Origin of the sequence: Halomonas sp. A40-4, assembly GCF_015767635.1 — a bacterium.
In the GTDB taxonomy this organism is placed as follows: Bacteria; Pseudomonadota; Gammaproteobacteria; order Pseudomonadales; family Halomonadaceae; genus Vreelandella; species Vreelandella janggokensis.
The window spans coordinates 3,403,662-3,429,726 of the sequence record NZ_CP065230.1; the positions used below are offsets into that span (position 1 = coordinate 3,403,662).

26 protein-coding genes are annotated in these 26,065 nt (G+C 57.1%); 2 read left to right on the forward strand and 24 right to left on the reverse strand.

All coding sequences use genetic code 11. The features are described from left to right. Window positions 1-5: 5 nt before the first annotated feature. The 13 genes from ribF to IT895_RS15965 all read right to left on the reverse strand — a co-directional run bounded on the left by ribF (window position 6) and on the right by IT895_RS15965 (window position 14,691). A complete protein-coding gene (gene ribF, locus IT895_RS15905) occupies window positions 6-1,043 on the reverse strand; it encodes a bifunctional riboflavin kinase/FAD synthetase (RefSeq protein WP_085920108.1) in 1,038 nt (345 codons plus the stop codon). 91 nt (window positions 1,044-1,134) lie between these two features. Next, window positions 1,135-2,712 carry a murein biosynthesis integral membrane protein MurJ gene (gene murJ / locus IT895_RS15910; RefSeq protein ID WP_199284018.1) on the reverse strand — a complete coding sequence of 526 codons (1,578 nt, stop codon included), beginning with the start codon at window positions 2,710-2,712 and terminating at the stop codon, window positions 1,135-1,137. A gap of 79 nt (window positions 2,713-2,791) precedes the next feature. Continuing rightward, window positions 2,792-3,058, reverse strand: a complete 267-nt coding sequence (rpsT, locus tag IT895_RS15915; RefSeq protein WP_066316664.1) for a 30S ribosomal protein S20 — start codon at window positions 3,056-3,058, stop codon at window positions 2,792-2,794. A 265-nt stretch (window positions 3,059-3,323) separates the two neighbouring features. Beyond that, window positions 3,324-4,079, reverse strand: coding sequence for an amino acid ABC transporter ATP-binding protein (locus IT895_RS15920; RefSeq protein WP_199284019.1), 756 nt, complete (start codon window positions 4,077-4,079; stop codon window positions 3,324-3,326). Further along, a complete protein-coding gene (locus IT895_RS15925) occupies window positions 4,076-4,744 on the reverse strand; it encodes an amino acid ABC transporter permease (RefSeq protein ID WP_233337283.1) in 669 nt (222 codons plus the stop codon). The genes IT895_RS15920 and IT895_RS15925 overlap by 4 nt, the downstream gene beginning before the upstream one ends. A gap of 68 nt (window positions 4,745-4,812) precedes the next feature. Further along, window positions 4,813-5,583 carry an amino acid ABC transporter substrate-binding protein gene (locus tag IT895_RS15930; protein WP_199284020.1) on the reverse strand — a complete coding sequence of 257 codons (771 nt, stop codon included), beginning with the start codon at window positions 5,581-5,583 and terminating at the stop codon, window positions 4,813-4,815. A gap of 141 nt (window positions 5,584-5,724) precedes the next feature. Continuing rightward, window positions 5,725-7,386, reverse strand: a complete 1,662-nt coding sequence (locus IT895_RS15935) for a methyl-accepting chemotaxis protein (protein ID WP_199284021.1) — start codon at window positions 7,384-7,386, stop codon at window positions 5,725-5,727. Between the two features lie 174 nt (window positions 7,387-7,560). After that, on the reverse strand, window positions 7,561-7,752 hold the full coding sequence (locus tag IT895_RS15940) for a hypothetical protein (protein ID WP_199284022.1): 192 nt from the start codon (window positions 7,750-7,752) through the stop codon (window positions 7,561-7,563). A 27-nt stretch (window positions 7,753-7,779) separates the two neighbouring features. Beyond that, window positions 7,780-8,127, reverse strand: coding sequence for a hypothetical protein (locus IT895_RS15945; RefSeq protein ID WP_199284023.1), 348 nt, complete (start codon window positions 8,125-8,127; stop codon window positions 7,780-7,782). A gap of 98 nt (window positions 8,128-8,225) precedes the next feature. Further along, a complete protein-coding gene (locus tag IT895_RS19570) occupies window positions 8,226-9,971 on the reverse strand; it encodes a flagellin N-terminal helical domain-containing protein (RefSeq protein ID WP_199284024.1) in 1,746 nt (581 codons plus the stop codon). Window positions 9,972-10,208: 237 nt separating this feature from the next. After that, entirely contained in the window at window positions 10,209-11,603 is a 1,395-nt protein-coding gene (gene fliD, locus IT895_RS15955; protein WP_199284025.1) for a flagellar filament capping protein FliD, read from the reverse strand. Window positions 11,604-11,816: 213 nt separating this feature from the next. After that, window positions 11,817-13,169 carry a flagellar filament capping protein FliD gene (fliD, locus tag IT895_RS15960; RefSeq protein WP_199284026.1) on the reverse strand — a complete coding sequence of 451 codons (1,353 nt, stop codon included), beginning with the start codon at window positions 13,167-13,169 and terminating at the stop codon, window positions 11,817-11,819. Between the two features lie 205 nt (window positions 13,170-13,374). Next, window positions 13,375-14,691 (reverse strand): UDP-glucose dehydrogenase family protein, encoded by a 1,317-nt coding sequence (locus IT895_RS15965; protein WP_199284027.1) that lies wholly within the window; start codon window positions 14,689-14,691, stop codon window positions 13,375-13,377. A gap of 39 nt (window positions 14,692-14,730) precedes the next feature. On the opposite strand from IT895_RS15965, the gene IT895_RS19575 reads away from it, so the two are divergent. Both IT895_RS19575 and IT895_RS15975 read left to right on the forward strand, forming a co-directional pair. Next, window positions 14,731-15,222, forward strand: a complete 492-nt coding sequence (locus IT895_RS19575) for a hypothetical protein (RefSeq protein WP_325073165.1) — start codon at window positions 14,731-14,733, stop codon at window positions 15,220-15,222. Window positions 15,223-15,498: 276 nt separating this feature from the next. After that, window positions 15,499-16,524: a serine hydrolase domain-containing protein gene (locus tag IT895_RS15975; RefSeq protein ID WP_199284028.1), complete on the forward strand. Its 1,026-nt coding sequence runs from the start codon at window positions 15,499-15,501 to the stop codon at window positions 16,522-16,524. 5 nt (window positions 16,525-16,529) lie between these two features. Here IT895_RS15975 and IT895_RS15980 read toward each other — a convergent pair whose 3' ends face one another. The 11 genes from IT895_RS15980 to IT895_RS16030 all read right to left on the reverse strand — a co-directional run bounded on the left by IT895_RS15980 (window position 16,530) and on the right by IT895_RS16030 (window position 26,026). After that, window positions 16,530-17,087 carry a YqhA family protein gene (locus tag IT895_RS15980; RefSeq protein WP_085919949.1) on the reverse strand — a complete coding sequence of 186 codons (558 nt, stop codon included), beginning with the start codon at window positions 17,085-17,087 and terminating at the stop codon, window positions 16,530-16,532. A 28-nt stretch (window positions 17,088-17,115) separates the two neighbouring features. After that, complete coding sequence (locus tag IT895_RS15985; protein ID WP_085919950.1) at window positions 17,116-17,709, reverse strand: exopolysaccharide biosynthesis protein; 594 nt, start codon at window positions 17,707-17,709, stop codon at window positions 17,116-17,118. Continuing rightward, window positions 17,702-18,166 (reverse strand): tellurite resistance TerB family protein, encoded by a 465-nt coding sequence (locus tag IT895_RS15990; RefSeq protein ID WP_085919951.1) that lies wholly within the window; start codon window positions 18,164-18,166, stop codon window positions 17,702-17,704. The genes IT895_RS15985 and IT895_RS15990 overlap by 8 nt, the downstream gene beginning before the upstream one ends. A 36-nt stretch (window positions 18,167-18,202) precedes the next feature. After that, a complete protein-coding gene (locus IT895_RS15995) occupies window positions 18,203-19,207 on the reverse strand; it encodes a nucleoid-associated protein (protein WP_199284029.1) in 1,005 nt (334 codons plus the stop codon). 34 nt (window positions 19,208-19,241) lie between these two features. Continuing rightward, the gene (locus IT895_RS16000) at window positions 19,242-20,003 is read right to left on the reverse strand and encodes an ABC transporter permease (RefSeq protein ID WP_066316609.1); all 762 of its coding nucleotides are present in this window, start codon (window positions 20,001-20,003) and stop codon (window positions 19,242-19,244) included. Beyond that, window positions 20,000-20,935, reverse strand: coding sequence for an ABC transporter ATP-binding protein (locus IT895_RS16005; RefSeq protein WP_085919953.1), 936 nt, complete (start codon window positions 20,933-20,935; stop codon window positions 20,000-20,002). Before IT895_RS16005 ends, IT895_RS16000 begins: the two co-directional genes overlap by 4 nt. Before the next feature lie 89 nt (window positions 20,936-21,024). Continuing rightward, a complete protein-coding gene (locus IT895_RS16010; RefSeq protein WP_233337284.1) occupies window positions 21,025-22,122 on the reverse strand; it encodes a serine hydrolase in 1,098 nt (365 codons plus the stop codon). Between the two features lie 26 nt (window positions 22,123-22,148). Beyond that, window positions 22,149-23,264, reverse strand: coding sequence for an OpgC domain-containing protein (opgC, locus tag IT895_RS16015; RefSeq protein WP_199284030.1), 1,116 nt, complete (start codon window positions 23,262-23,264; stop codon window positions 22,149-22,151). A gap of 212 nt (window positions 23,265-23,476) precedes the next feature. Beyond that, window positions 23,477-23,764: a hypothetical protein gene (locus IT895_RS16020; protein WP_085919956.1), complete on the reverse strand. Its 288-nt coding sequence runs from the start codon at window positions 23,762-23,764 to the stop codon at window positions 23,477-23,479. Window positions 23,765-24,044: 280 nt separating this feature from the next. Further along, entirely contained in the window at window positions 24,045-24,815 is a 771-nt protein-coding gene (locus tag IT895_RS16025) for an SDR family NAD(P)-dependent oxidoreductase (protein ID WP_085919957.1), read from the reverse strand. Window positions 24,816-24,862: 47 nt separating this feature from the next. Continuing rightward, a complete protein-coding gene (locus IT895_RS16030) occupies window positions 24,863-26,026 on the reverse strand; it encodes a Gfo/Idh/MocA family protein (RefSeq protein WP_199284031.1) in 1,164 nt (387 codons plus the stop codon). Window positions 26,027-26,065 lie beyond the last annotated feature (39 nt).

Sequence of the window (26,065 nt, forward strand, 5' to 3'; positions counted from 1 at the left end):
TCCGGTCAGCCGTCGTTATCTTCGGCGGAATCGCCCGCCAAGGAGGAATCAGAAGATGCGGTCTCTCGCCCGAGCGGGGCCGAGGCCAGCGGGAATGTTGCGTTGTTGCCAGCAGCGGCGGTCGCAAAGTAGCGCCGCGCCTGACGCTGATCGCGCCCAATCTGCGCTTTCAGCGCCTCGATATCGTCAAACTTGACCTCGCCCCGCAGCCTCGCACAGGGCACCACCGTCATGCGCTGGCCATACAGATCACCTGAGAAGTCGAACAGGTGAACCTCCAGGGTCGGCCGCGTGGCACCCACCGTGGGCCGAAAGCCGACATTGGCCACGCCCAAATGGCGCTCGCCGTTTTCCAGCTCGCCAACAACGGCGTACACCCCGCGCAGCGTGAGCGGCTGGGGCAACATCGGCAGATTGGCAGTAGGTACGCCAATGGTGCGGCCCAGTTGCTGGTCACGCACCACCCGACCGTCCACCGAATAGGGGCGACCCAGCAGGCGGGCGGCGGCGGTGAAGTTGCCGCTGGCCAGCAGTGTACGCACCCGCGAGCTGGAAACGCGCTCGTCGTCTACCGTAAAGGTGCGGGTATGCTCAACGCCGAAGCCCTGTTCGCGGCCCACCTCCTCCAGCAGGGTAAAGTCGCCGCGCCGGTCGCAGCCGAAGCGAAAGTCGTCGCCGACCACCAGGTGCTTTACGTTCAGCCCGTCGATCAGTACCTGGTCAATAAACTCACGGCCGGTGAGGCTGCGCAGCGCATCGTTAAACGGCAGGCACAGCACCTGCTCGGCACCGTGGTGCCCCAGCAGGCGGACCTTTTCACGCAGCCGCGTCAGCCGGGGCGGCGCCTGGTCACCGGCAAAAAACTCGCGCGGCTGGGGTTCAAACACCACCACGGTCAGTGGGCCGCCCAAGCGCGCGGCGTGCTCGCGGCATTGCTGCAAGATCGCCTGATGGCCGCGGTGTACCCCATCGAAATTACCGATGGTCGCCACGCAGCCCCGCGAAGACGCCGTTAAATTGTGCAAACCTCGAATGACCCGCATGGCACCTCAGCCGTTGCTAGCCCGCTCACCCGCTCAAGCAGCAGGCAGCAAAGCCACCGATTATAACGAACCTGGCCGCTGTCGTGCAGCGTCAGGCGCGCATTTTCAAATGCCGCACCCGCAACCCCAGCGCGCCCAGCCAGGCAAAGTACAGCCCTGCGCCCAGCGCCACCAGCCCCGACACCCAGGCGACCCGCTGCCACAGGCTCATGGCAAGCCAGGTTGTCCACTCGGGGGCAATGGCGTACAGCGCAATACTCATCAACGCGCAACCGCCTAAAAGCTGCACCGCAAAGCGCCCCCAGCCCGGCTGAAACACCAGCACGCCTTCCTTGCGCAGCAGGTAACCGAGCAGCCCGGCATTCAGGAACGCCGACAGCGCCGTGGCCAACGCTAACCCGGCGTGGGCCAGCGACCAAACCAGCATCAGGTTGAAGGCCATATTGGCGACCATGGCAAAGATGGCCACCTTCACTGGGGTCTTGGTGTTCTGGCGGGCAAAAAAGCCCGGCGCCAATACCTTGATCAGCATAAAGGCCACCAACCCAACGGCGTAGGCGCGCAGGCTCATCGCCGCCATCTGGATATCGGTATCGGTCATCGCGCCGTAATGGAACAGCGTGATCAATAGCGGCTCCGCCAATACCACCAGCGCCAGCGCAGCGGGCAGCCCCAGCAGCAGCACCATGCGGATTGCCCAGTCGAGCATGGCGGCAAAGTGCGCGTTTGACTGGTCAGCGTGGCGCTTGGAAAGCGCGGGCAAGATCACCGTGCCAATCGCCACGCCAAACACACCCAGCGGGAGCTCCACCAGCCTATCGGAATAATACAACCACGACACACTACCCGCGGCCAACAGCGAGGCCAGCACGGTATCCAGCAGCAGGTTGATCTGCGATACCGACACGCCAAACAGCGCCGGCCCCATGAGCTTCAATATTCGCCGGACGCCGTCATGGGCCAAGTTGGGCCATGGGGTGGGCATCAGCCCCAGGCGCAGCAAAAACGGCACCTGAAACACCAGTTGCGCCACCCCGGCGATCAAAACCCCCCATGCCAGTGCCATGGCGGGTTCTTGCATCAAGGGCGTGAGCAACAAGGCCGCGCCGATCAGCGACAGGTTCAACAGCACCGGGGTAAACGCCGGGACCGCAAAACGGTTCCAGGTGTTCAGCACGCTACCGGCAAAGGCGGTAAGCGAAATCAGCAGTAAATACGGGAAGGTCAAGCGCAGCATGTCCGCGGTCATGGCGAGCTTTTCCGGGTCGCGACCAAACCCCGGAGCAAACAGCCAGATCAACCAGGGCGCACCCAGCATCGCAAGCGCGGTAATCAATGCCAGAATCGCGGTTAAGCTCCCCGCCACGGCATTGAGCAGCTCGCGAATTTCCTGCTTGTTGCGCTGGGTCGAGTACTCGGAAAGCACCGGCACAAAGGCCTGGTTGAACGCCCCTTCGGCAAACAGACGGCGCAGAAAATTGGGAATCTTGAAGGCCACGAAAAACGCATCGGCCCCGTCCCCCGCGCCCAGTAGCGCCGCCACCACCACATCGCGCGCAAGCCCCATGACCCGCGACAGCATGGTCATGGCACTGACAATCAACCCTGAGCGCATCAACCCTCTTCCCGGGGGCTGCTCCTGACCTTCCTGCTGCGAATTCGTGGTCATCGCCTTCGCTATCCTTCCCTTGGCAATCCACAGACACAAAAAAACCGGCCGCAGCCGGTTTTTTAAGGCGCCTGCCGGCTTACGCCGCCAGTGCTTTAATGCGCTTGTTCAAGCGGCTTTTCAGACGTGCGGCTTTCTTCTTGGAAAGGACGTCTTTATCAGCGATGCGGTCGATGACCGGCTGCGCCACCTTGAACTCTTCCATCGCCTTGCCATGGTCGCCAGTCTTAACCGCTTTGAGTACGCGCTTAATATAGGTACGGACCATGCTGCGTTGGCTGGCTTTCAGGACACGACGGTTCTCGGCCTGGCGGGCGCGCTTGCGAGCTTGCTTGCTGTTCGCCACTGGTATCTCCTTGGAGAATAAGGTTGCCACTAAAGGGCAACGGATTAACTATGTGTTCGTCGCGAGCCGAGACGGCCAATGCGACGCTTCCGTAACAACCAATTGTTTTGGCGACAAATTTTGTGCAATAAGCCGACCAAAATAGTGTAGCGAGCAGTTCAATTCAGCTGCCCGCTCACGGGTCTTGTCTGAGAGGATGGCATAGTCTATCACGCAGAATGCGGCCTTGCTAGCAGTAGTCACTCGGCACGATAGCGCAGCCGCCTTACGGCGCTGACTGTCCCATGGGCGCCAAAATCTTGCGCAGAAAGTGGCGCGTCCGTTCATCCCTTGGCGCGGTAAACAGTTCCTCGGGTGGAGCCTGCTCGACGATACCGCCCTCGTCCATGAACACAACCCGGTCGGCTACCTCCCGGGCGAACTGCATTTCATGGGTGACCACGATCATCGTCTGGCGCTCAACCGCCAACTGCTTCATCAGGCTCAAAACTTCCTCTACCCACTGAGGATCTAGCGACGACGTGGGTTCATCGAACAGGATCACGTCAGCGTTAGCCGCCATGGCTCGGCCAATGCCCACGCGTTGCTGCTGGCCGCCTGACAGCGACGCGGGGTAAGCATCCGCCTTATCAGCCAGGCCGATGCGCTCCAGTATTTCTCTGGCCCGCGCGTGCGCCTTGGTTTTCGGCAGCTTGTCCACCACGATCATCCCCTCACTGATATTATCCAGCGCGGTCTTATTGGCAAAAAGGCCGTAGTTCTGGAAGACAAACGCCGTGCGGCGACGCAGCGCCAGAATATCGGCCCGGCTGGCGCGTTGGGTATCAACGTTTAAATCGCCCACCTGCAAATGCCCGGCATCCGGTTTTTCCAGGAAGTTAATACAGCGCAGCAGCGTTGACTTGCCCGTTCCGGAAGGGCCGATAATCACGATAATCTCGCCCTGCGCGAGGCTCAGGTCAATGTCCTGGAAGACGGTATGTGCTCCAAAGCGCTTGGTAATCCCTTGCAGCGAAATCATCGTTGGTAGGCCTTATTAAGATAGCTTTCTAACCGACGCTGCCCCCAGGACAGCATTTCCACAATGACCCAGTAGATCACCGCGACCAGTAAAAACGCCTCTAAATAGAGAAAGCTGCCCGACGCTTCTTTTTGCGTGGCGCCCATCAATTCTGTCACCCCCAGCGTAAAGGCCAGTGAGGTCGCCTTGATCATGTCAATGAAGTAATTCATCAACGTCGGCGTCGCCACACGGGTTGCCTGGGGCAGAATAATGCGGCGCATCAGTTGTGACTGGGTCATGCCGATGGAAAGCGCGGCTTCGGTCTGGCTGCGATCAATGCCCACAATCGCCGCGCGAATCGACTCGGCCATATAGGCCGAGAAGTGCAGTGTCAGCCCCAACACGGCGGCAGCCACGCCGGTAATCGCGATCAACGAACTAAACAGCTGCGGCAAGCCATAGTAGAAAAGAAACAGCTGAACCAGCAGCGGTGTACCGCGGAAAAACGAGATAAACAGCAGCGAAAGCCCATTTAAAAACGGCACTTTCGACACGCGAATCACCGCCAGCAGACACGCCAACACCAAGGCAAACAGCATGGCAATGGTCGCCATTTGAAGTGTGAGCGGCAGATAGCGCAGCAGAACCGGCAGCAATCCCCACATATACTCAAGGTCAAGCATAGCAATATCGCTTATAAGCAAACGGCCGTGGCAATGCCACGGCCGCGTAAAACGGAGTCACCCGGCCGTTACGGCTGAGTGATATCAGTATCAAACCACTTTTCCGATATCTTGCGCAGCTCACCGCTCTCGCGTAGCTCTGCCAGGGCATCGCCAACTCGGTCGCGTTGCGCACGGCCCGCTTCGTCATCACGAAACGGCAACGCATTCTGGATGGTCGAGAAAGGCTGGCCCGCCAGCTCTAAAGGCAGGCCTTTCTCCTTGATGACCTGGGTCGCACTCACGCGATCCATCACAAATGCCTCTACCCGCCCTAAGGCCACATCCTGTTCAATGTTGGACTCATAGGTGCGAATATCGATTTCATCGGCATTGGGCTGTTCACGCAGCAGTTGCTCATAGTTAGACCCCAGGTTCACCGCCACGCTTTTGCCGGATAAATCTTCGACACCTTCAATAGTGTCATTCCCAGCCTTTACCACTACCTGTGCACCGTCATACACATAGGGTTCCGTGAACACATACTTGGCTTCACGCTCTGGGGTAATGGTGATCTGGTTGGCGATCGTATCAATACGCCCCGACTCCAGCATGCCCGCCAGACCCGAGAAGCTAGCCGTCACGAACTCGATGTCATCACCGGTAATCTCGCCAACGGCGTTCATGACATCTACCTCAAAGCCCTTGAGCTCGTCCTGCTCCACAAAGGTAAAGGGGAAGTAACCGCCCGACATGCCAACGCGGAGCGTATCGGCCTGGGTCGTGGCGGCAAACACGCCACTGGTAATGCTCAGTGAGAGTGTGGCAAGGGTAATCGTCAGTTTGCGTGTCAGTCGCATGGTGGTAATTCCTGTTGGATAGCTAAAAGCACTAATGACGTTATCTTACCCTTGCATCAACAGCGAATAAAAGAATATAAAAGCTGTTTTTTATTCCCCAATAATCTTTTGTGATGGCAAGGAACGTCTTCGACAGTTCATCTAAAAAGCTTCCCACTCAGGTTCGTTTCTTTTCGTGTTGCGTTGGGGCGCCTGCTGAGAGGCAGGCGGCTTAGGTAGTGACGGCGACGCAGTGCCTGTGGCATCACCACTGAGCTTGAACGCATCCACCAGGCGGGTGAGACGGTTGGCTTCCTGCTGAAGCGACGCCGCCGAGCCGCTGGTTTGCGATACCAGCGTGACGTTCTGCTGCGTGGCGGAGTCCATCTGCGTCAGCGCCGTACCCACTTGCTGAATGCCGGACTCCTGCTCGCGCACGGCCAGTGAAATCTCGTTCATCAGCCCTGACACCTGGCGGATGGCCTCTACCGTATCCTGAATCCCCTCGCCACTGCGTACCGCTTGCTCGGCACCGCTGGCGATACGCTGGCTGATATCCGTTATCATCTCACGAATCTTTTTGGAGGAATCCGCGCTGCGACTGGCGAGATTGCGCACCTCGCTGGCCACCACCGCAAAACCGCGGCCATGCTCCCCCGCACGCGCCGCCTCGACCGAGGCATTGAGCGCCAGAATGTTAGTCTGAAAGGCAATCGAGTCGATGACTTCGACAATTTCGCCCACCTTGCGCGAACTGGTCTCGAGTTCACGCATCAACTCCACCGAGTGCTGAACCTCTTTGACGCCTTTCTCGGCTTTTTCAGCCGCCTGGCTGGAAATGGTATCGGCATTGCTGGCCGACTCACTGTTCTGACGCACGATCGAAGACATCTCTTCCATGCTGGACGCCGTCTCTTGCAGGGCAGACGCCTGCTCCTCGGTTCTGGACGCAAGGTCCTCGCTGCCGGAGGCAATCTCGTCCGACGCCACATTGACATTGCGGGCACCGTCGCGCACCGCCTGGAAGCTGACATCCATGCGCGCGATAAAACCATCGAACTCCCGTGCCAGCTCACCAATCTCGTCGCGCCGCTGGCTATCAATACGCGCGGTGAGATCGCCCTCACCCTCGGTAATATCGCGAATGCGCCCGCTGACCTGGCGAAGCGCCCGGGACATCAGGTTCGGCCCCATCAAGGCAATCACCAGCGTGGCCAATAACACCAATGCCGTGAAACCCATTACCCAACGCTGCTGAACGGCGACTGCCGCCAGTGTTTCTTGCTCCAGCGCCAGGCCACGCGCATCGGCGCTTTCCCCGGCAATGTTGTAAAGCTCCCGCAACGAATTAAAGGCCGCTAACGAGTCGCCTTCCAGTTGCGCCTCAGCGGCGTCAAGCTCGCCGTCTGCATGCAGGTCGAAAACACGCTGAGACGCCGCCTCCCATGCCGCGTAACGATCCTCGAACGGCTCAAGCCCCTCGCTTACCTGTGGATACGCCTCTAGTAGCTCGAGGAAGTCATGCATCCGGTCATACGCCTGCTCGGCATTTTCGCGATAATCGTCGTACTGAGCGCTTGCCCCCTCACTGCCAGGCGCTTCACGCAGTACTTCAAGTTCGGCCACCCGTGCCTGGTATAGGTCGCGGTCCGCATTGAGCACAGCTGAAACGGCCGGGTTAAAGGAGCCACTGAACGCCGTCATGCGTTCACGCATCGACTGGACAAGCAGACTATCGACCACCACGACGCCCAGCAGCGACAGGGCCACCAGGATAAACGCCAGGGTGTATTTCACATTGATCTTATGGAGTTTTTCCAGCATCGCATCAGCCTTTGAGTTGTCATCTTTATTATGGTGATAGCCAACCCTGGCAGAATGTTGCTGTGTCCTGTCTTTCTACTATCGGCTGCGACGCGGTGGGCTTGAGCACATGGCGTCGAGAAATGTTGCTTTCAATAAACGTTGTATCCGCCGGGGGGAAGCGCAGCGGCTTTATCAGCCTAACATCGCCTGAGTATGCTCGCGCTGCTGCTTCACGGCGCTGTCGACAATATCCAGCAGGGCTTGAAAGTCTTCGGGGGATGTTTGGTCTAGACCGTGGTTTTCGGCACGCTCAATTGTCGCTTGGGTATCGCGGATTAGCGATTCAAGTTCCTGCGCGACGCGTTGGTGTTCATCGGGACTCATGGTTGGCTCGCTTGTTTAGCCTTGGCGCTATTGGCCTTGCTGTAAACGCTGCACGCGGTCGTATAACGCCTTGGCACTTTCCACCGCAACGGTTTCGTTTTGATCCAGAGTAAGCATGCCATCTCGTCGCTCGTCACTGATGACGGCTTCCAACTCCGTTTGGTAGCGGCTTAGCAAGTGCTGAAGGTTCATGCGGATCATCGTCAGCTCTAACTCGAACTCTATTTTCAGGTTTTTGTTTCGATGCTTCTCATCAGGTGATTGGCTTGCCGTGATCATGGCTTCAAGGGTGTTGTTAATCTGCCTTTCCAGAGCGTTGAGCCTGGGAATTAAATCGTACACCACCTCATGGGCAGAAATGCTTTTTTGGCTCATTGGGTCACTTCAGCCTATAACGCTTGCCGGTTTATCTCATAAAAACGGGGCCTTGCGGCCCCGTTATATGTCGATCAATCAGCCTATTGGCTAACCAATTAGCCCAGCAGAGACAGAACGTTCTGCGGCAGCTGGTTGGCCTGGGCCAGTACAGAAGTACCTGCCTGCTGCAGGATCTGTGCACGGGTCATATTAGCAACTTCAGTCGCGTAGTCGGCATCTTCGATACGCGAGCGGGCCGCTGAAAGGTTAGTTTCGTTGGTGCTCAGATTAGTGATCGCAGATTCAAAGCGGTTCTGCACGGCACCAAGGTCGGAGCGTAGGCTATCTACTTCGGCAATGGCTTTATCAAGATCGTCGAGACTAGAACGCTCAGTAGAGGTAGTTGCCTCAGTAGTCAGCGCACCATCTTGATCAGTGAAATACTGCACACCTGTATCATCAGTAACGATTCCGCCATTATCTTCACGGACGAACAGTTCAGTTTCTGTGAACTCATTGGTAACCAATGCGTCGTCGCCATCCACATAAACTGCGGCTGCACCGGCACCACCGAAGTCAGAAGTCACGCTTCCATCGTCTTCAATAGTGGTATTAGCACCATTAGACTGAACAGTGGTTTCGATGAAATTGTTATTATCATTAGAAAGTGTAGCTACTTCTTGATTTGTTAAGGAAGCACCTAAGACAGACAAGTCATTATTAGCATCGCCATCTGAAGAAAGAGTCGGGCCACCAGAAATGGCAATTTCTGAGTTTCCAGCAGCATTTGCATCGGCTGCAACGGCAGCAGTCAAATTAGTTGCTGTTGCAGCAGTACCGGAGCCACCGTCATTAAGCGTCAATTCATTGGCTGCAGATAGGTAGAGCTGGTTTCCATCCTTATCTGTAATGTTTCCGGTGCTATCGACCAAGATATCTTGCGAACCGCCACTAAAGGTATAGGTGGCTTCGGTAGGTGCATCAGCAGAACCTGTCAACATTGTCGCTGCGTCACCTTCAGCAAGATCAGTGACGTCTGTAGTCAGATTGCCTTCGCCATCACTAGTCAATGTACCAGTGATCGTACCAGAACCAAATCCAAGCTGAGCGGCATTAGTCACAGGTGTACCGGCGCCATCACTTGTAATTGTAACTGTATCGGTATCAGCAAGCTGGCCTAACACATCAGTTGCCGAGGCGACTGTGTTTTCTTCCTGAAGCGTATAATCTCCAGGTCCGCCTGATGCAATGACATTACCCGCCGTTTGAAGATCGGTTTCTGTCGCAGCTGCGTTATCAATTTCACCTGCACCGTTCACATTAAACCCTGCAAGATTCAATGTTTCTTTATTGACTTGAGCAAGGTTTAATTCAATAACTTGACTATCATCTGCGCCGACTTGTATTTGAACAGTACGCTGGGTAGGATCAGCCGCGCCTTCATTCTCCCCTAGGACTTTCGTACCATTGAAGTCGGTTTCTTCAGAAACACGAGTGATTTCAGTCAAGCGCTGATCAATCTCGTCTTGGATGGAATTTAAATCTTCTTGGCTATTAGTACCGTTAGCTGCCTGAACAGATAGCTCGCGAATACGCTGCAAGTTATCGTTGATTTGGTCTAAACCGCCTTCAGCAGTCTGTGCCATGGAGATACCGTCGTTTGCATTACGCTGCGCTTGACCAAGACCGTTAATCTGTGAGGTCATGCGGTTGGCGATGGCCTGACCGGCCGCATCATCCTTGGCGCTGTTGATACGCAGGCCAGAAGACAAGCGCTCCATGGAAGTGGTAAGCGCATTTTTCGATTCGTTCAGATTCTGCTGACCGATCATCGAGGTGATGTTGGTATTGATCACTGACATGGTGTGATTCTCCTTGCTTGGACACTGGCCTAGAAGGCCCGCTTTTCGGCCACTGTGTGTGCCGTTATTTTAATTAACGGCGCGGCGGAGAGAACCTTTAGGGCTAATGCTAAAAAAACACCAAAATACGCCAGAAAAATGTTAACAAACGTAAGCATGGTGCTTGCCAGCATTTCTATACGAAAACAGGGCCTTTCGGCCCTGTTGATAGAACTCACGCTATTACTGGCTAGCAGTTTACTTGCGGCCCAACTGATAATCCAGTGCATCAAACTGCTGGGTCAAGTATTCGCTGGTACTGTTCATCTGGGCGATCATGGCATCCAGTTGGCCGAACTGGGCACGATAGCGACTAATGGTGCGTTCGATGGTACTTTCCATCCGTTCATAGCGGTCGTTCAAGCTATCGATGCGGTTTTCTGCACCACTAATGGCATTGCCTAGGGTGCCGGTTTTGCTCATCAACTGCTCAAGCGTGGTACTTAAGCTGCTTGCAAGACCTACCGAGCTCTCATTGTCTTCTATGCCAGTAAAAAAGTCGCTCAAGGCATCGGGGCTGTTTTTAGATAACTCGCTGACAACGTCGTCGTCCATTTCCAACGTGCCATCGCGCTGCAAGGTAATGCCTAGTTGGCTTAACGTGGCAAGCTCGCCGCCTGCCACGCCACTTGTCAGAACGCTGCGCAGGCGGTTTTCTATGGTGCGCACGGTGCTGTCACCAACCAGCTCGGCCGCCTCGCCCGACTCGCTATCAAAATTAGTCGCGGTGCCGATGGTGCTTTTGACGTCATTGAAAGCTTCAACAAAGTCGCCAATGGCTTCGCGCACTTTCAGCGTATTGCGCTCTACCGTGACGGTACTGCTGGCGGTTTCACCATCGCCCAGACTTAGCTCGCCCAGGTTCAGCGTCACACCTTGAATGGCGTCTTCAATACTATTGCTGGCGCTGGTGATGGCGATGCCGTTCACCGTCAGAGCGACATCCTGGCCGCTTTGCGCGGTGTCGCTAGCGAAGGGCGGCGTGGTAACGTCTGTGCCATCCGCATTAACAAAACTAAAGCCGCTTACCGAGGCATCCAGGCCCGTCTCGCTGGAGCTAAGTGCCAGGCGGTAGCCTTCGCCGTCAAAAATAACGCTGGCGCTGACGCCTGAGTCTTTGCTGGCGTTAATGGCATCGCGAATGTCTTCCAGGCTGCTGTCCGCGGCTACGTCGATATTAACGCTATCCTGGCCTGCGAAGTCGAGCCGCAGTTGAGTAGCACCGCCCATATCGAGGGGAGTGTCGCTATCGGTTACCCGCTGGGAAGCTAACGTGCCACTAGTAGCCAGCGCAGTGACCTCAACGCGGTAGCTGCCTGGCAGGGCATCCGCGCTGGTGGTGGCGGAAATTTCATCGCCACGTACATTGGCCGACAGGCTCTGGTAGAGCTTGGGGTCGTTCAGCGCATCAACTGCATCCTGGAATTTATCCATGGATGACTGGATTTTGCCGTAGGCGGAAATCTTGGCTTCCTGCTGTTCCTGCTGGCGGGTGATCGGTGCGAGCTTGCCGCGTTCGGCATCGTTCAACTGATCCAACAAGCTGTTAAGGTCAAGGCCAGAACCTATACCTAGAGAGGTAATCGTTGCCATACTGGGAGTCCTCAGTAAAAGGCTAAACCTATCCTCTGCACTGCGGGCCACTCACGCCACGTCAACGCAAAATTTTAATAAAAACATTATCGGTCAAAGTGAGCGCAACTTTAGCGCTTTTTTATTGCTTTAGATATTTATGGCGGTTTCAATTAACAAAAAAGCCTGCGCGAAGCAGGCTTTTCAAACGTAACTTACTGTATTGACTGCGCGTTAGCGACCTAACTGGGCATCGAGCGAATCAAACTGCTGAGTTAAGTAGTTACTGGTCTGGTTCATCTCGGCGATCATGCCGTCCAGTTGGCCAAACTGGGTGCGGTAACGGTCGATGGTCTGGCCGATGGACTGCTCCATGCTAGTGTAGCGGTCGCCGAGTGATTCGACCCGGCTTTCACTGCCGCTGATTGCGCCGCTTACGGTCCCATTTGAGCTCAGCATCTGCTCCACAGCGGTATTCACTTGACCTGCCAGGCCAGGGTTATCGCCACTGCCCGCGAAGAATTCAGAAAGCGCCTGCTGATCATTGGCGACGACGTCATTTAGCTTGTCGTTATCCAGCGAGAGCGTGCCGTCAACCTCAAGCGAAATACCGATTTGACTGAGCATCGAGAAGCCATCGCCATCTTGCGCGACACCGCCACTCAGCACGCTGCGCATGCGAGACTCAACGGTACGAACCGTGCTGTCACCATTGAGTGGTCCAGCCTGCCCGGTCTCCTGGTTGAAGCTGGTCAGCTCGCCTGTTGACTCTTTCAGCGCGTTATACGAATCGACAAACGACGTGACGGCTTCACGCACGGCAAGAGTGTCCTGCTCTACCGCAACGGTGCTATCGCCCTCGCTTTGCAGGTTCAGCGTAACGCCTTGAATCGCACCTTCGACCTGATTGGTCGGGCTGGTGATATCGATGCCGTTGACGTTTAAAGCAGCGTCGGTGCCATCCTGCAATGTATTTGCTGTATCAGCAGCGAACGGGGCGGCATCGCTAAACGAGAAGTTACTGATAGATGCATCCGCACCGGTTTCTCGTGAGCTTAGCGCCAACCGATCTTGGGTGCCATCGTTGATGATAGTGGCATTGACCCCCGCGTTTTCATCCGCATTGATGGCATCGCGGATATCTTCCATCGAACTGTCGGCGGCGATGGCAACCGTAGTTTCACTGCCGTCGCCAAAGGCGAACGTCATGTCCTGGGCGGCCGTGGTGAGTGCCGCTTCCGCATCGTCTACACCCTCGGAGGCCAACGTACCCCGCGTGGCCAAGGTATCCACGGTAATGTTGTAACTGCCGGGCATGGCAGTTTCATCGGCGGCAGCGCCCACTGATTCGCCACTGACATTGGTCGACAGGCTCTCGAAGAGGGAACCGTCAGCAAGTGCACTCGCCGAGTCCTGGAACGCGGAAAGCGCACTCTCCAACTGACCATAGGCCGATATTTTGGTATTTTCGGTTTCTACTTGTTGCTCAATCGGGACAAGCTTTTCGCGTTCAGCGTCTTCAAGCTGATCGAGCAAGCCGTTCAGGTCCAACCCTGACCCTATACCGAGAGAAGAAATAGCACCCATACGCTAACCGCCTTTTTTGAAACGAGTGAAGCAACCGCCTTCATTAACGCCCATCCACTACACCTTACTGGGCTACCGTGTTGCTAACGTTAAATATGTTTATTTCATTACTGATTACTTAGTGACTCGGCTTATAAAGAACAACCTTGAACATTCTAGCCAATTTTTAAGTACCAAAATGTAACCAAGCGTGTGCGAGTGCACGCTATCGCCCGACCCCCAGATACGTAAGCCCCGCTGCCTGGGCGGCGCTTGGTGTAAACAGGTTGCGTCCATCGATCACCACTTTATCGTTTAGCTGGCTGGCTAGCCATTCCAGATCGACGCTGCGAAATGCTTTCCATTCGGTACAGATCACCAGGGCATCAGCCCCTTTGACTGCCTGAATGCGGTCGCCGGCGAGCAGCAGATCGTCGCGGTCGCCGTAAAGGCGGCGGCATTCGGCCATGGCCTCGGGATCGAAGGCCTGCACCTTGGCGCCCGCCTGCCAGACCGCTTCCATCAACGTGCGGCTGGGGGCTTCGCGCATGTCGTCGGTGTCGGGCTTGAAGGCCAGCCCCCACACGGCAATGGTTTTTCCCGTCACATTACCCAGCGCTGATTGCAGTTTGGTGAATAGGGTTTGCTTTTGCTGGGCGTTAACCGTTTCCACTGCATTGAGTAGCGCGGGGGTGTAGCCCAGTTGCAGCGCGATGCGCTCAAGGGCCTGCACATCCTTGGGAAAGCATGAGCCGCCGTAGCCACAGCCGGGGTAAATAAAGTGGTAGCCAATGCGCGGGTCGCTGCCAATGCCTCGGCGCACGTCTTCAATATCCACGTCGAGACGTTCGGCAAGGTTGGCCATTTCATTCATGAAGCTGATCTTGGTGGCCAGCATGGCGTTGGCGGCGTATTTGGTGAGCTCTGCCGCGCGCACGCTCATGAACATCAATTTTTCGTGGTTACGGTTATAGGGGGCGTAGCATTCGTGCATGCGGGCTTTGACGCGCTCGCTTTCAGTCCCGACGATAATTCGTGCGCCGCGGGTAAAGTCCTCAATTGCGGCGCCTTCTTTCATGAATTCAGGGTTGGAACACACATCAAACGGCACATCGACGCCACGGGCAGCGAGGGTTTCGCTGATCGCTGCATGCACCTTCTCAGCAGTACCTACCGGCACGGTGGATTTGTCGATCACCAGCTTGTAATCGTTCATGTGCTGGCCAATGGTGCGCGCAACATCCAGGACGTAGCGCAAGTCTGCGCTGCCGTCTTCATCCGGCGGGGTGCCCACGGCGATAAACACCAGCTCACCATCGCGCACGGCTTGCTCGGCATTGGTGGTAAAGCTGAGCCGCCCGGCGTCGACATTGTGAGCCACAATATTGCTGAGACCCGGCTCGAAGATGGGCACTTCACCGGCATTCAACTGGGCGATCCGCTCGGCGTTAACGTCCATGCAGGTGACCTGATGGCCGACATCGGCCAGGCAGGCGCCTGCGACTAATCCTACGTAACCGGTTCCAAAAACACTGATATGCATGCCGTGTTAACTCACTCATCAATACGGGTGGCGAAATTTATGACGAGCTTATCACGTCATTTGGGCATTGATGACGGGGCGTGGCAGGAAAAACATGGGATAGACGTTGGTCTAATATCGACTTTCGTTTATAATGCACTGCAACACCCCGGCATTGAGCACATAGCATTAAGCATGCGTTTTCAGACGCTCAGTGCTGCCCGGCTAACGTATCAGGAGAAGGAAATGCCCAACGACATGTCCACCGCCAGTCACGTTCAGCGCAGTTTACGCCAGTGTTTGGCCGTCGTGGCAGAGCTGCTTTACGACAACGGGCATGTATTGGAAACCATCACCCTGACCAAACGCGGCCTGAGCAGCAAAGAATTGCAGTTGCTCAACCAGAGCGCGCCGGACTGGGCCACCTGCCAGCAGGTGCTGGAAACCAGCCAAGCGGCCACCCGCAACGAGCAGGGTCGGTTTGTGTTGACCCCCATGGGTCGCGAGCTGATGTTTGATATGTTCGGGGAAGGCGCAGCGGACTGTGCCTAGCCCCTGACACTAACGTCGTTTTTAGCGGATACCTAGAAACGACAGGATAAACAGCACGACCACGACCAGTCCGATGATATAGATAATGTTTCTCATAGATGCACTCCTTGCGAATTGCGTGGTTAAAAAAGCAATTTCTTGTTGACCTATGTAGCCTAGCAGCCTTCCCAGATTTTGCGTATTCAAGCCGTTAGTTGCCCCCTCAGTTAACAAGACTGACTGGAACCCTTACACCGCTGTGGGTTCAAACAGGTTCCTGTTTGTTGAGAGTTTGCCATGCGCTTGTTGATGTCCGCCGCTTTTTTCGCTGCCACGCTGTTCTCCTCCGCCATTAGTGCCCAACCGACGTCTCCCTCACCGCCCAAGGCTGATGCGCTCAGCAACCTGAGCGACGACGCCCGCGGTTATTCACGCTTGCACAGCATTGTGGTGGCCCATCAGGGTCGGATCATTCACGAGCACCACCAGGGCGGCCCGGGGGTTGATGCGCCCGCGAACATCAAGTCACTCTCGAAAACCGTACTGGCGGCGCTGGTGGGAGCTGCTATCGAAGAGGGTATTATCGAATCCACCGATCAGACGCTGGTGTCGCTGCTCGGCAACCATGTGCCTGAAGGGGCGGACCCCGAGGTTGCCGATATCACCGTGAGTCATTTGCTGTCTTTACAGGCAGGGCTTGAGCGCACATCCGGCCAGAATTACGGCGCCTGGGTAGCCAGCCCCAACTGGGTGGAAGATGCGCTGACACGACCATTTGTCGACCAACCCGGCGGTCGCATGCTGTATTCCACGGGGTCCAGTCATCTTTTGTCTGCCGCGCTGACCTACACCAGCGGCGAGTCCACCTATGCTTTGGCCCAACGGCTGTTGGCGGAGCCGCTGAATATTGCCATTCCCCCCTGGCTGCAGGACCCTCAGGGGATCTACTTCGGCGGTAACGATATGCAGCTCTCGCCGCGTGCGCTGGTGCACATTGGCGAGCTGTATCGCAACGACGGTGTCGTCGTTGATGGCAACGGCAACGAACAGCGTGTGCTGCCGGAAGGCTGGGTCGCGCGCTCCTGGACGCCGCGGGGCACTTCTCGCTGGACGGGCGACGGTTACGGCTATGGCTGGTTTATCACGCAGTTGGGCGGCGAAGACGTTTACTACGGCCGCGGCTTCGGCGGCCAGGCGCTGTTTGTGGTCCCCGAGCGGGCGTTAACCATCGCCATGACCGCTGACCCAACGCCGCCCTCGCCCGGCGGGCAGTTTCAGGAACGCCTGAATGCCATGGTAGCGAATCTCTTAACGTACGAGTAAACCGGCTATTCCTTTTTGTGTCCCAGGCTCATCAGGTAGAGCGCAGCGGCCAGGGCGAGAACCGAAAGCGCCAGGTAGATCGCTTCCAGCGGGGTAGCGAAGCGGATATCCACCACCGCACGGAAGAACTCGATAATCACCGCGAGAATCACCACGCGGGCGATTTTATCCTTGAGCTGATCGAGCGAGGCGACGTTGAAAGGATGATGAGGATAGCGCGCTTCTGCCTGGTCAATACGTGATACAAACAGCCGGTAGATGCCCAACCCGAATATCATCAGCACGATGGCGATCAAATAGATATCCACGGCGATAATGATATCGGGCACCAGGCTTTCGTGGATATCGACGCTGCTGTCCACGAAATAGTAGTGTAGCGTGCGCATCACGACCTTGAAGATATCGACTGTGCCCACCACGAACAGCATGACCGCGCCGATCAGACTGGGCACCACGGCCAGCATGACCAGAAACCGCGAGTTCCATAGTGCGGTTTCGACTCGCCGCTCCCAGCGACCTTGCTGTTCGGGCGGTTTGGGGGGCGTCGGCGGCGTATCGATCATGGTCGGTTCCTTGTTGTTAGCGCAAAAATTAAAGCAGACCAACGAGAATGAGTGTGCAGGTGATGCCAAACAGCGCAAACCCCAGCACCAATGCAGCGCCATCCCGCGCGACTAACCCGAGGCCCAGCAACGACAGCGCCAGCCCGGCGCCGTTGGCAGAAAAGGGAATAAACTCCATGGGGGGCATAGCCAGAGCAATCAACAGGCACACAAAGGCCGTCACGCGGATGCCAATATAGCCGGTTAACCACGGCAGGCGAATCCGCAGCAACCCATCAATCCAGCGAGCGGGCTTTTTTAAATAATAAATGCCTTTATCGAACTTATGGCGTGAAATCGAGCGCTTGAGCATCCAGTTGGGTAGCCAGAAGGTCTCTCGCCCGGCCAGCAACTGCCCCGATACCAGCAGCACCAGCAGCGCCATCAATGTGGGCATGCCGGGAATATCGCCAATAATCGGTGCCAGCGTGATCAGCCCCGTCACCAATAACAAGGGACCAAAGGAACGCCGCCCCACGGCATGCACCACATCGTCAACGCTGACTCGCTGAGCGTCCTGCTCCATGCGCTCCAACGACGCAATTAGATCCATCAAAGTCGAGCCTTCGCGACGATCATCCATTCTGGTTTATACGCTCTTCGGTTAATAGTTTGGTGCGAATAAAATCGCTGTGGCTGACGTGAAGCAGATCCGCCAGGCGCCGAATACGGTGTTCTTCCAGGGCATCGACGCTGCCGTCGGCCCAGGCCAGTTGCCACATCAACGCCACCAGCTCGCAGCGTTGTTCGTAGTCGTAGTGATCCTTGATCAGGCTGACAAACTGGTAGTGGTCGACCGCGTCTTCCACTTCGTCCTGCGCCAGCGCCATCAGCTCGTCAACATCGGCTTCACTGAGCTGGTAGCGCTGAAGCAGCATACGACGTAACGCCTCAAGCTCGGCGTCGCTTGTATCGTAGTCGGCCCGGGCGATTTCAAACAGCAACGCGGCCGAAGCCAGTTCGAGCGTGATGGTCCGGTTATCGCGCTGCTCGGGTTGCACAAGCGTACGCTGAAAAAACTCTTGGATGGTGTCCAGCATGGGGGTCTCCTATGCACGCAAGACGCTGCAAGCGCCTTACGACTGCTTGGTCAGTTGCTCTTTTAACTGTTTGGGGACCTGCTTGATGATCAGCCGGTCCTGAGTGGCGTCGTATTCAATGCTCGAGCCGAGCAGGTGCGAGTCAAAACTGATCGAGACGCCGCCCGCCCGTCCGGTAAAGCGCCGGAATTGATTGATCGTGCGCTTGTCCGGGGGAATTTCCGGCGACAGGCCATAATCGGCATTGCGAATGTGCTCGTAGAAGGCCTTGGGCTGTTTTTCGTCGACCAGCGCTGAGAGTTCGTCGAGCGTCATGGGTTCCCCACGGCTCATCTGATCGTTGGCGTAATCCACCAGGGTGTCGGTTTTTTCCCGGCTGGCCTCATCATCGAAGTCTTCTTTCTCGACATAGTCGCTGAAGGCTTTGAGCAGCGTGCGGGTTTCCTCCGGGGCATCAATGCCTTCTTCCATACCCAGCAAGGCCATCATCCCCTCACCCAGTTTCTTGCCACCGCGATCTTTGAGGAACGACACGTACTGGGCATCCGGCGAATCGCTCTGCCATTGGCTGAGGTTGATCCTAGCGGCCAGCGTCAGCTGACGGGTGTTGAGCTGGGCGGCGGGCACCGCCTGGTGCGCATCATCAATGCCAATGCCATCGCGCTGGTGGGCAAGCCCCATGAAAAGCGTTTCGGTGTCGCCCTGGCGCTGGTGGCTGATCACTAAGTAACCACTGACTGACAGCTGCTCTTGAAGCGTACTGACGAGCCGCTCAGCAAGCGCAGTGGCAAGCTCGGTAAAGGGCTGCTCACCGGCGAGGTAGTCTTTCAGCCACACCGATAGCGGCCCGGCGTGCTCGCCCTCTTCGGCAAACCGCCCCCAGCCTTTGGGCTTGGTGTTGTAGGTGTCGTTGAGCGCGCTGACCAGGCTTTCCATGACCGGCTCGGCGCTGTCGGCCTCAACCGGGGCGGCGGTCAGCGTCAGGCGCTCGCCGTCAAGCGTCGGGTCCAGGCGATGGACGATACTGTGCAGAAGTGGCATAAGACGTGTGGCGCTCCCTTGCTAGGGTTTAAGGCTAGGGTTTGAGACGGTAGCCGGTGCGGAAAATCCAGCCGATGGTGGCTAAACAGACCGCCAGGAACAGGCAGATCATGATAACGCTGGCCGCCAGACTGACGTCGCTGATGCCGTAAAAGCTCCAGCGAAAACCACTGACCAGATACACCACCGGGTTGAGCAGGGTGACGCCCTGCCAGAACGGCGGCAACATGTCGATGGAGTAGAAACTGCCGCCCAGAAAGGTCAGCGGGGTAATCACCAACAGCGGCACAAGCTGTAAGCGGTCGAAGCCCTCAGCCCAGATGCCGATGATAAAGCCCAGCAGGCTGAAGGTAACCGCGGTCAGCACCAGAAAGGTCAGCATCCAGAAGGGATGCGCGACTTCCAGGGGTACAAAAAACCCGGAAGTGGCAAGAATAATCAGCCCCAGCAGAATCGATTTGGACGCCGCCGCCCCCACGTAGCCCATGACAATCTCCAGGTACGAGATGGGTGCCGAAAGCAGCTCGTAAATGCTACCGGAAAACTTGGGAAAGAAGATCCCGAACGAGGCGTTTGACACGCTCTGGGTCAGCAACATCAGCATGATCAGCCCCGGCACGATAAAGGCGCCGTAGCTGATGCCATCAATCTCGCTGATGCGCGAGCCAATCGCCGCGCCGAACACCACAAAATAGAGCGACGTCGAGATCACCGGCGAGACAATGCTTTGCAGCAGGGTGCGCCGGGTGCGCGCCATTTCGGCCATGTAGATGGCGCGAACAGGGTAGAGATTCATGCGCGCTCCTTAACCAGGTCAACGAAAATATCTTCCAGCGAGCTTTGCCGGGTATGCAGGTCCTTGAAGGTAACACCTTCGCGTTCAAGGTCGGTGAGCAGCGCAGGAATACCGTGGCCGTCCTCTTCCTGGTGGCCATCGTAGGTATAGACCAGCTCATTGCCTTCGGCCGTCAAGCTGAGCTCCGGGCGGTCGAGGGCGGGCGGCAGGGTTTCAAGCGGCTCGTTGAGGTACAGCGTCAGCTGCTTGCTGCCCAGCTTGCTCATCAGCGCGTGCTTGTCTTCGACCAGCACGATTTCGCCGTTGTTGATCACGCCAATGCGGTCGGCCATTTCTTCGGCTTCTTCAATATAATGGGTGGTCAAAATGATGGTCACACCGTTATCGCGCAGCTCGCGCACCACCTGCCACATCTCGCGGCGCAGCTCGACGTCGACACCAGCTGTCGGCTCGTCGAGGAACAGGATACGTGGCTCATGGGACAGCGCCTTGGCGATCAGCACGCGGCGTTTCATGCCGCCGGACAGCGTGATGAGGCGGTTATTGCGCTTATCCCACAGCGCCAGCGACTTGAGCACGCTTTCGATATGCGCCGGGTTAGGCGCCTTGCCGAACAGGCCACGGCTGAAGCTGACCGTGTTCCAGACGGTTTCAAACGCCTCGTTGGTGAGCTCCTGGGGGACCAGGCCAATGCGCTCGCGGGCCTGGCGGTAGTCGGCGACGTTGTCGAAGCCGTCCACCAGCACCTGGCCTTCGCTGGGGTTGACCAGGCCACATACCACACTGATCAGCGTGGTTTTGCCCGCCCCATTGGGGCCCAGCAGGGCAAAAATCTCGCCGCGCTGGATCTGTAAATCGACACGGCTGAGCGCTTGAAAACCGCCCCGGTAGGTTTTGTTCAGACCTCGGATTTCGATAATGGCATCGTTCAAGGCAGGCTCCTGACAAAGCGGCTGAAGTGAGCCGCTGATAGCGAATGGCGCGGGCGATAGTTTAGCACGGGCAGTAAACAAACGGCTGGCTACCAGGGTGTGCCCAATGCACCGCTGCGTCGCAGGGCTAATCCGACGCCTGCTAGCGCGCGCTCGTGTTCACTGACCGCGTCGGGCCCCTGGGTGCAGGCAACCACTGCCCAGGCAGCATTGGGCATGTCATTTCTCTCCACCAGCCCGGCATCGCAGCTGCGCCGGTCCTGGGTGCCGGTTTTATGCGCAAAGCTCACCCAGTCACCCAACCCTTGCTTTAACCGCGCTTCCCCGGAGGTGGTGTTGGCCATCAGGGCAAGCAACTCATCACGAGGCGTACCCTGGAGGTCGGGCATGGTGCCAAGGTACAGCGTTGCCAGTACGTCGCCAACGGCGCGCAAGGTACCGACGTTTTCGCCGCTGGCGTGGTAGGCGTCAAAGGCTTGATGGTAATCAGGTTGATTAAGCGCTTGGGGTGAAACGCCAAGCCGCTGCGCCAGTGCGCGGGAGCGCTGATTTACCGGCGACTGACGGAGACTTATAAAGTCCATGCCGCCAAGCTCACGCGCCCCGGGATGGAGCTCACCGTAGACACCCTGACGTACGCTCACCAGCTTGGAGATTGGCCCCAGCGCGTCGGGGTCACCACCGTTGGCCGCCACCATGGACTGGGCGCGATGATTGACGTTATCCAGGCCAACGCGGTCAATCAGCATGTCCGTGGCGGTATTATCGCTCACGGTAATCATGTGCTCCAGCAAGTACCCCACCGAGATGGGCGTGCCGGGGTCGTGCCAGTTGGTGGGCCCAGCGCCATCCACGTAATCGCTTTGGTTCAGTGTGAGACGCTCGCGGGTCGGTATACGCTCACCCAAGACTTCCGCCGCGACCGGAATCTTGATCAGTGACGCGAGGTACCAGGGCTGATCAGCCTGCCAGCGGTAGGCCTCACCGCTGGAAAGGTCTTGCACGTAGACACCAATATCACCGGCGAAACGTTCTTCCAATACGCTCATGCGCGCATCAAGGTCGCTTTGCCAGCCGCTACGTTTATCCACCTCATGGTACCAATGCGCGTCGTATGCTTCCGCTTGAGCGGGTTGTACAAACAGCAGCGCTACCGCCACAAGTCCGTGCTGCATCCAGTGTCGCAAACCATTTCTCCCCGTTTTCTTGGCGTTTAACGATGCTGAGCCATCCAGCGGGTCAGCCAAATCCACGCCGCCGTGCCAAGAATTAACAGCCCGCCAATCCCAAGCGCCTGTGGATAGCTGTAGTCGCCCTCGCCCTCCAACAGGAAACGCAGCACCAGGAAAATCATCACGATATGGAAAATAAACGACTTGAGCGCATCTGAGCCGACCAGGGTAAGGGGCTTAAGCACCCTGGCCGCCTTGGTGCCACCCGCCAGGGCCAGGGCGAACAACACCAGCGCGCCGCCCAGGCTAAATAGCATAAAGGCCATCCCGGGCGGATGTTTACCCTCGTTATTGGCGACCCCCAACATGGCGGCGTAAACGTCACCGCCGACAAGCGCCAGGCCATAAAACCCGGCGATCATTAGGGCGCCCAGACCGAGCAAGGTGAGCGTGAGGCGACGTTTCAGCAATTGGTCGCCCGAACAGCGCAGCAGCGCTTCGCCCAATAACAGCCCAAGCAAAATAAGCGGCGCCCGGCTAATCTGGCCCCAGGCGTAGTGATCTTCATGGTCCACCAGCAGCGCCTTGAGGATGTCGTTCCCGCCAAACGAAAACCCTTGCAGCCAGGCGGCCAGGGCGGTGAGCAGCGCGATGACGGCCAGCCGCCCCCACAGCGGGGCGCGCGCCCACAACGGCAGGATCAACGGCACCCAGAGCAAGGCGATGGCATAGAAGCCGAGGATTTCCACCCAGATGCCAAAACGACCGTAGAGCAGCGCGTCGACGATCTCGCTAGGCGTATTGAACGGCAGCATTTCGATGATCAACAGCGCCTTGTACCAGAACCAGACCTCCACCGCGCGCAGCCAGAGTTTCAGGCGGCGTTTAGGCCAGTCGTGGCGATCAACATGGGCAAGAAACGCCACCGCCAGGGCGACGCCAAACACCAGAATAAACAGCGACGAGGAAAACTTGGTGAGGAAGTGAATCGGCACCATGCCCCAGTCAGGCACATTGCGGATGCCCACTAATCCGCTGACGGTGTGACTGACGATCATCAGTCCAATCGCGATACCACGGGCTAGATCAATCGCTTCAATGCGGCCGTCCGCTTTGGGTAGATGGGGCGTTTCGTTCCAGGCAATCGCCATCGGCATGTCCTTATTTCCTGTGCTGATCCTTTTCAGTCAATAAGTTAATACCGCATTTGGGATCGATTATGAACCCGATGTTTGCTTGCAGGTTCAACGCTTTCGATTGCAGCGTAAGCGGAGCACCGACTCATCGCACACGCGAAGTGCCCCGCCAGAAGCGGGGCACTTGAAACTCAACATTGAATTTGAGGCGTTAAGCAACTGGCATAAAGGGATTACCAGTCAGAATCTTCTTCAGAATCGGAACCAGCGTCCTCCTCTTCTGTTGTTTCCCAATCTTCCTGCTCTTCTTCCTCTTCCTCATAAGTGGTGGTGTCTTGACCTTCCTCTTCAGAATCGAAGGAGTTCATTGAACCTTGGCCTTCATCCTCCATCGTTTCTTCCTGCGGTGCAGGGTCTTGCTCGTCTTCTTCATGCATGTCAGCAAAGGCTAGCGGGCTGGCCATCAGACCGAAAGATACACCGAGGATGCCTAGCTTCTTGAGAGATTCCGTTTTCATCATGATACTGCCTCCTGTTTGGCTTCACTTTCTGATAAGAACGTTAGGCCTTCCTGCCTGTCCGTTCTTACCTAGATATTTGCAGCCAGCATGCCAGGGCTTTATATAAATAAAACAACCAATAAAAATCAAATAGATATAAAACCAATCATCATTCCAACAGCGGTTAATTTGACGTCTTTAACCGCTTGATGGCTGTTTAACGCTGGCACATGCGCCCAACAGGCTCTGCCATGAGAACTGGATCAGGAGGTTATACACAATGCCTACGCCGCCTCCTTACCTAGCCCCAACCGGCATCCACCGACAGTTCCTGGCCGGTCATGGCCTGACTTTCGGCACTGGCTAAAAACAGTGCGGTGGGCGCTATATGCTGAGGTTCAAGTCGCAGTTTGAGACACTGACGGGCTTGAATGGCGGCTTCGTCATCGGGGCCAATCCATTTCTCGAGCTGTCGTTCAGTCATGACCGCGCCGGGCACCAGCGTATTGACGCGGATATTATACTGCCCCAGGTCCCGAGCCAGGCTGCGTGTCAAACCGTGAATCGCCGCTTTGGCGGTGACGTAAAGGGGCAGACCGCCCAACGCCATTCGCACACTGACCGAGCCAAAGTTGATGATCGAGCCGCCGCCTGCTTGTATCATCTGCTCGGCGGCCGCCTGGGCGGCGAAGAACATCGGCCGCAGGTTAAGCGACATACGCTCATCCCAGTAGGCAACATCGACTTCCCGCCAGGAATGTCGATCGTCGTTGGCAGCATTGTTCACAAGCGTATGGATCGGCCCGACGTTTTGGCCGGTCGCGTGTATCACCTGCTTGAGGCTTGCCACATCGCGGATGTCGCAGTGGTGGTAGCGCGGCGCGGCACCAGTCTCTGCGCGGAGTTCATCGACCAGCGCTTCGCTGGCGGTGTCATTGATATCGACCAACACCACCCGCGCGCCCTGATGATGAAACGCGCGGGTAAGCGAAGCCCCGATGCCGCTGCCGCCCCCGGTAATAAAGACCACCCGCTGTTCTAGGCTCGCATAACGCGCTGATTGTTGGTTCATATCGATTCCTACGCCGCTTTATTGTTATTCAACCCCATCTGCCTCGACTAAACGTCTACCCATTGACCGCCAGCGGCGGACGAGACCAATGCGCGGTTGATAAACGTCAGGCCATCAACACCATCAGCCACACCCGGCGTTGGCACAGCAAGTGCATTGGCACTTGAGCCGTTTTGACGCGCGTGGATCTGCACCGCGAAATCGCTGTATAACTGCGCAAAGGCTTCGAGATAGCCTTCCGGATGCCCCGGTGGGATGCGTGCCGCCGCCTGGGCAGCTTCACACAAGCCTGGGCCGTTGCGGGTCAAGATACGTGGGGGCTCGCCCAACGGCGAATGCACGAGCTGATTGGGATTTTCCTGGCGCCACTCAAGGCCGCCCTGACTGCCGTAAACGCGCAGTTGCAGGCCATTTTCATTACCCGCCGCTACCTGGCTCGACCACAGCATGCCCCGGGCACCGCCCTTGAAACGCAGCAACATATGCACGTTGTCATCCAGCGCCCGCCCCTCAACAAAGGTGTGCATATCGGCGGCAAGTGATTCCAGTTGCAATCCGGTCACGTAGCGCGCCAGGTGGTAGGCGTGAGTGCCAATATCGCCCAAACAGCCCGCTGGGCCGCTGCGCTTGGGGTCGGTGCGCCACTCGGCCTGCTTCACACCGCTATCTTCCAGGCGTGTGGAAAGCCAGTCCTGCGGGTATTCCACCTGCACCACGCGCAGGTCCCCGAGTTCTCCGTTTGCCACCATTTCTCGCGCCTGGCGAACCAGCGAGTAGCCGGAGTAGTTATGGGTCAAGCCGAAAAACAGCCCGGTGCGCTCCACCAGCTCGGCGAGAGTTTGGGCCTCTTCCAACGTGATCGTCATCGGCTTGTCGCAGATCACGTGAAAGCCCGCTTCAAGAAAGGTGCGCGCCACATCAAAGTGCATGTGGTTGGGCGTCACGATGGCGACCACGTCAATGGCGTCCGACCGCTTTCGCTCTGCTTCAACCATGGATTGATAGTCGGGGTAGGCGCGGTCATCGGCCACGTGCAGTTCCGCCGCAGCGGCGCGGCTACGCTCAGGGTCAGAGGCAAAGGCCCCGGCCACCAGCTCGTAGTGGTCATCCAGCCGGGCGGCAATGCGGTGTACGCCGCCAATAAACGCGCCCTGGCCACCGCCGACCATGCCCAGGCGTAGCCGACGCGGCGTGTCGTGTTGATTACTCATGGCGTATTGCCCTCCACTTTCGTTCATTAACTGAGGCAC

Excerpts from the sequence above, each read along its gene's own strand:
- ribF (WP_085920108.1), bottom strand. The coding sequence starts at position 1,043 with ATGCGGGTCATTCGAGGTTTGCACAATTTAACGGCGTCTTCGCGGGGC.
- murJ (WP_199284018.1), bottom strand. The coding sequence starts at position 2,712 with ATGACCACGAATTCGCAGCAGGAAGGTCAGGAGCAGCCCCCGGGAAGA.
- IT895_RS15920 (WP_199284019.1), bottom strand. The coding sequence starts at position 4,079 with ATGATTTCGCTGCAAGGGATTACCAAGCGCTTTGGAGCACATACCGTC.
- IT895_RS15925 (WP_233337283.1), bottom strand. The coding sequence starts at position 4,744 with ATGCTTGACCTTGAGTATATGTGGGGATTGCTGCCGGTTCTGCTGCGC.
- IT895_RS15930 (WP_199284020.1), bottom strand. The coding sequence starts at position 5,583 with ATGCGACTGACACGCAAACTGACGATTACCCTTGCCACACTCTCACTG.
- IT895_RS15935 (WP_199284021.1), bottom strand. The coding sequence starts at position 7,386 with ATGCTGGAAAAACTCCATAAGATCAATGTGAAATACACCCTGGCGTTT.
- IT895_RS15940 (WP_199284022.1), bottom strand. The coding sequence starts at position 7,752 with ATGAGTCCCGATGAACACCAACGCGTCGCGCAGGAACTTGAATCGCTA.
- IT895_RS15945 (WP_199284023.1), bottom strand. The coding sequence starts at position 8,127 with ATGAGCCAAAAAAGCATTTCTGCCCATGAGGTGGTGTACGATTTAATT.
- IT895_RS19570 (WP_199284024.1), bottom strand. The coding sequence starts at position 9,971 with ATGTCAGTGATCAATACCAACATCACCTCGATGATCGGTCAGCAGAAT.
- fliD (WP_199284025.1), bottom strand. The coding sequence starts at position 11,603 with ATGGCAACGATTACCTCTCTAGGTATAGGTTCTGGCCTTGACCTTAAC.
- fliD (WP_199284026.1), bottom strand. The coding sequence starts at position 13,169 with ATGGGTGCTATTTCTTCTCTCGGTATAGGGTCAGGGTTGGACCTGAAC.
- IT895_RS15965 (WP_199284027.1), bottom strand. The coding sequence starts at position 14,691 with ATGCATATCAGTGTTTTTGGAACCGGTTACGTAGGATTAGTCGCAGGC.
- IT895_RS19575 (WP_325073165.1), top strand. The coding sequence starts at position 14,731 with ATGACGAGCTTATCACGTCATTTGGGCATTGATGACGGGGCGTGGCAG.
- IT895_RS15975 (WP_199284028.1), top strand. The coding sequence starts at position 15,499 with ATGCGCTTGTTGATGTCCGCCGCTTTTTTCGCTGCCACGCTGTTCTCC.
- IT895_RS15980 (WP_085919949.1), bottom strand. The coding sequence starts at position 17,087 with ATGATCGATACGCCGCCGACGCCCCCCAAACCGCCCGAACAGCAAGGT.
- IT895_RS15985 (WP_085919950.1), bottom strand. The coding sequence starts at position 17,709 with ATGGATGATCGTCGCGAAGGCTCGACTTTGATGGATCTAATTGCGTCG.
- IT895_RS15990 (WP_085919951.1), bottom strand. The coding sequence starts at position 18,166 with ATGCTGGACACCATCCAAGAGTTTTTTCAGCGTACGCTTGTGCAACCC.
- IT895_RS15995 (WP_199284029.1), bottom strand. The coding sequence starts at position 19,207 with ATGCCACTTCTGCACAGTATCGTCCATCGCCTGGACCCGACGCTTGAC.
- IT895_RS16000 (WP_066316609.1), bottom strand. The coding sequence starts at position 20,003 with ATGAATCTCTACCCTGTTCGCGCCATCTACATGGCCGAAATGGCGCGC.
- opgC (WP_199284030.1), bottom strand. The coding sequence starts at position 23,264 with ATGCCGATGGCGATTGCCTGGAACGAAACGCCCCATCTACCCAAAGCG.
- IT895_RS16020 (WP_085919956.1), bottom strand. The coding sequence starts at position 23,764 with ATGATGAAAACGGAATCTCTCAAGAAGCTAGGCATCCTCGGTGTATCT.
- IT895_RS16025 (WP_085919957.1), bottom strand. The coding sequence starts at position 24,815 with ATGAACCAACAATCAGCGCGTTATGCGAGCCTAGAACAGCGGGTGGTC.
- IT895_RS16030 (WP_199284031.1), bottom strand. The coding sequence starts at position 26,026 with ATGAGTAATCAACACGACACGCCGCGTCGGCTACGCCTGGGCATGGTC.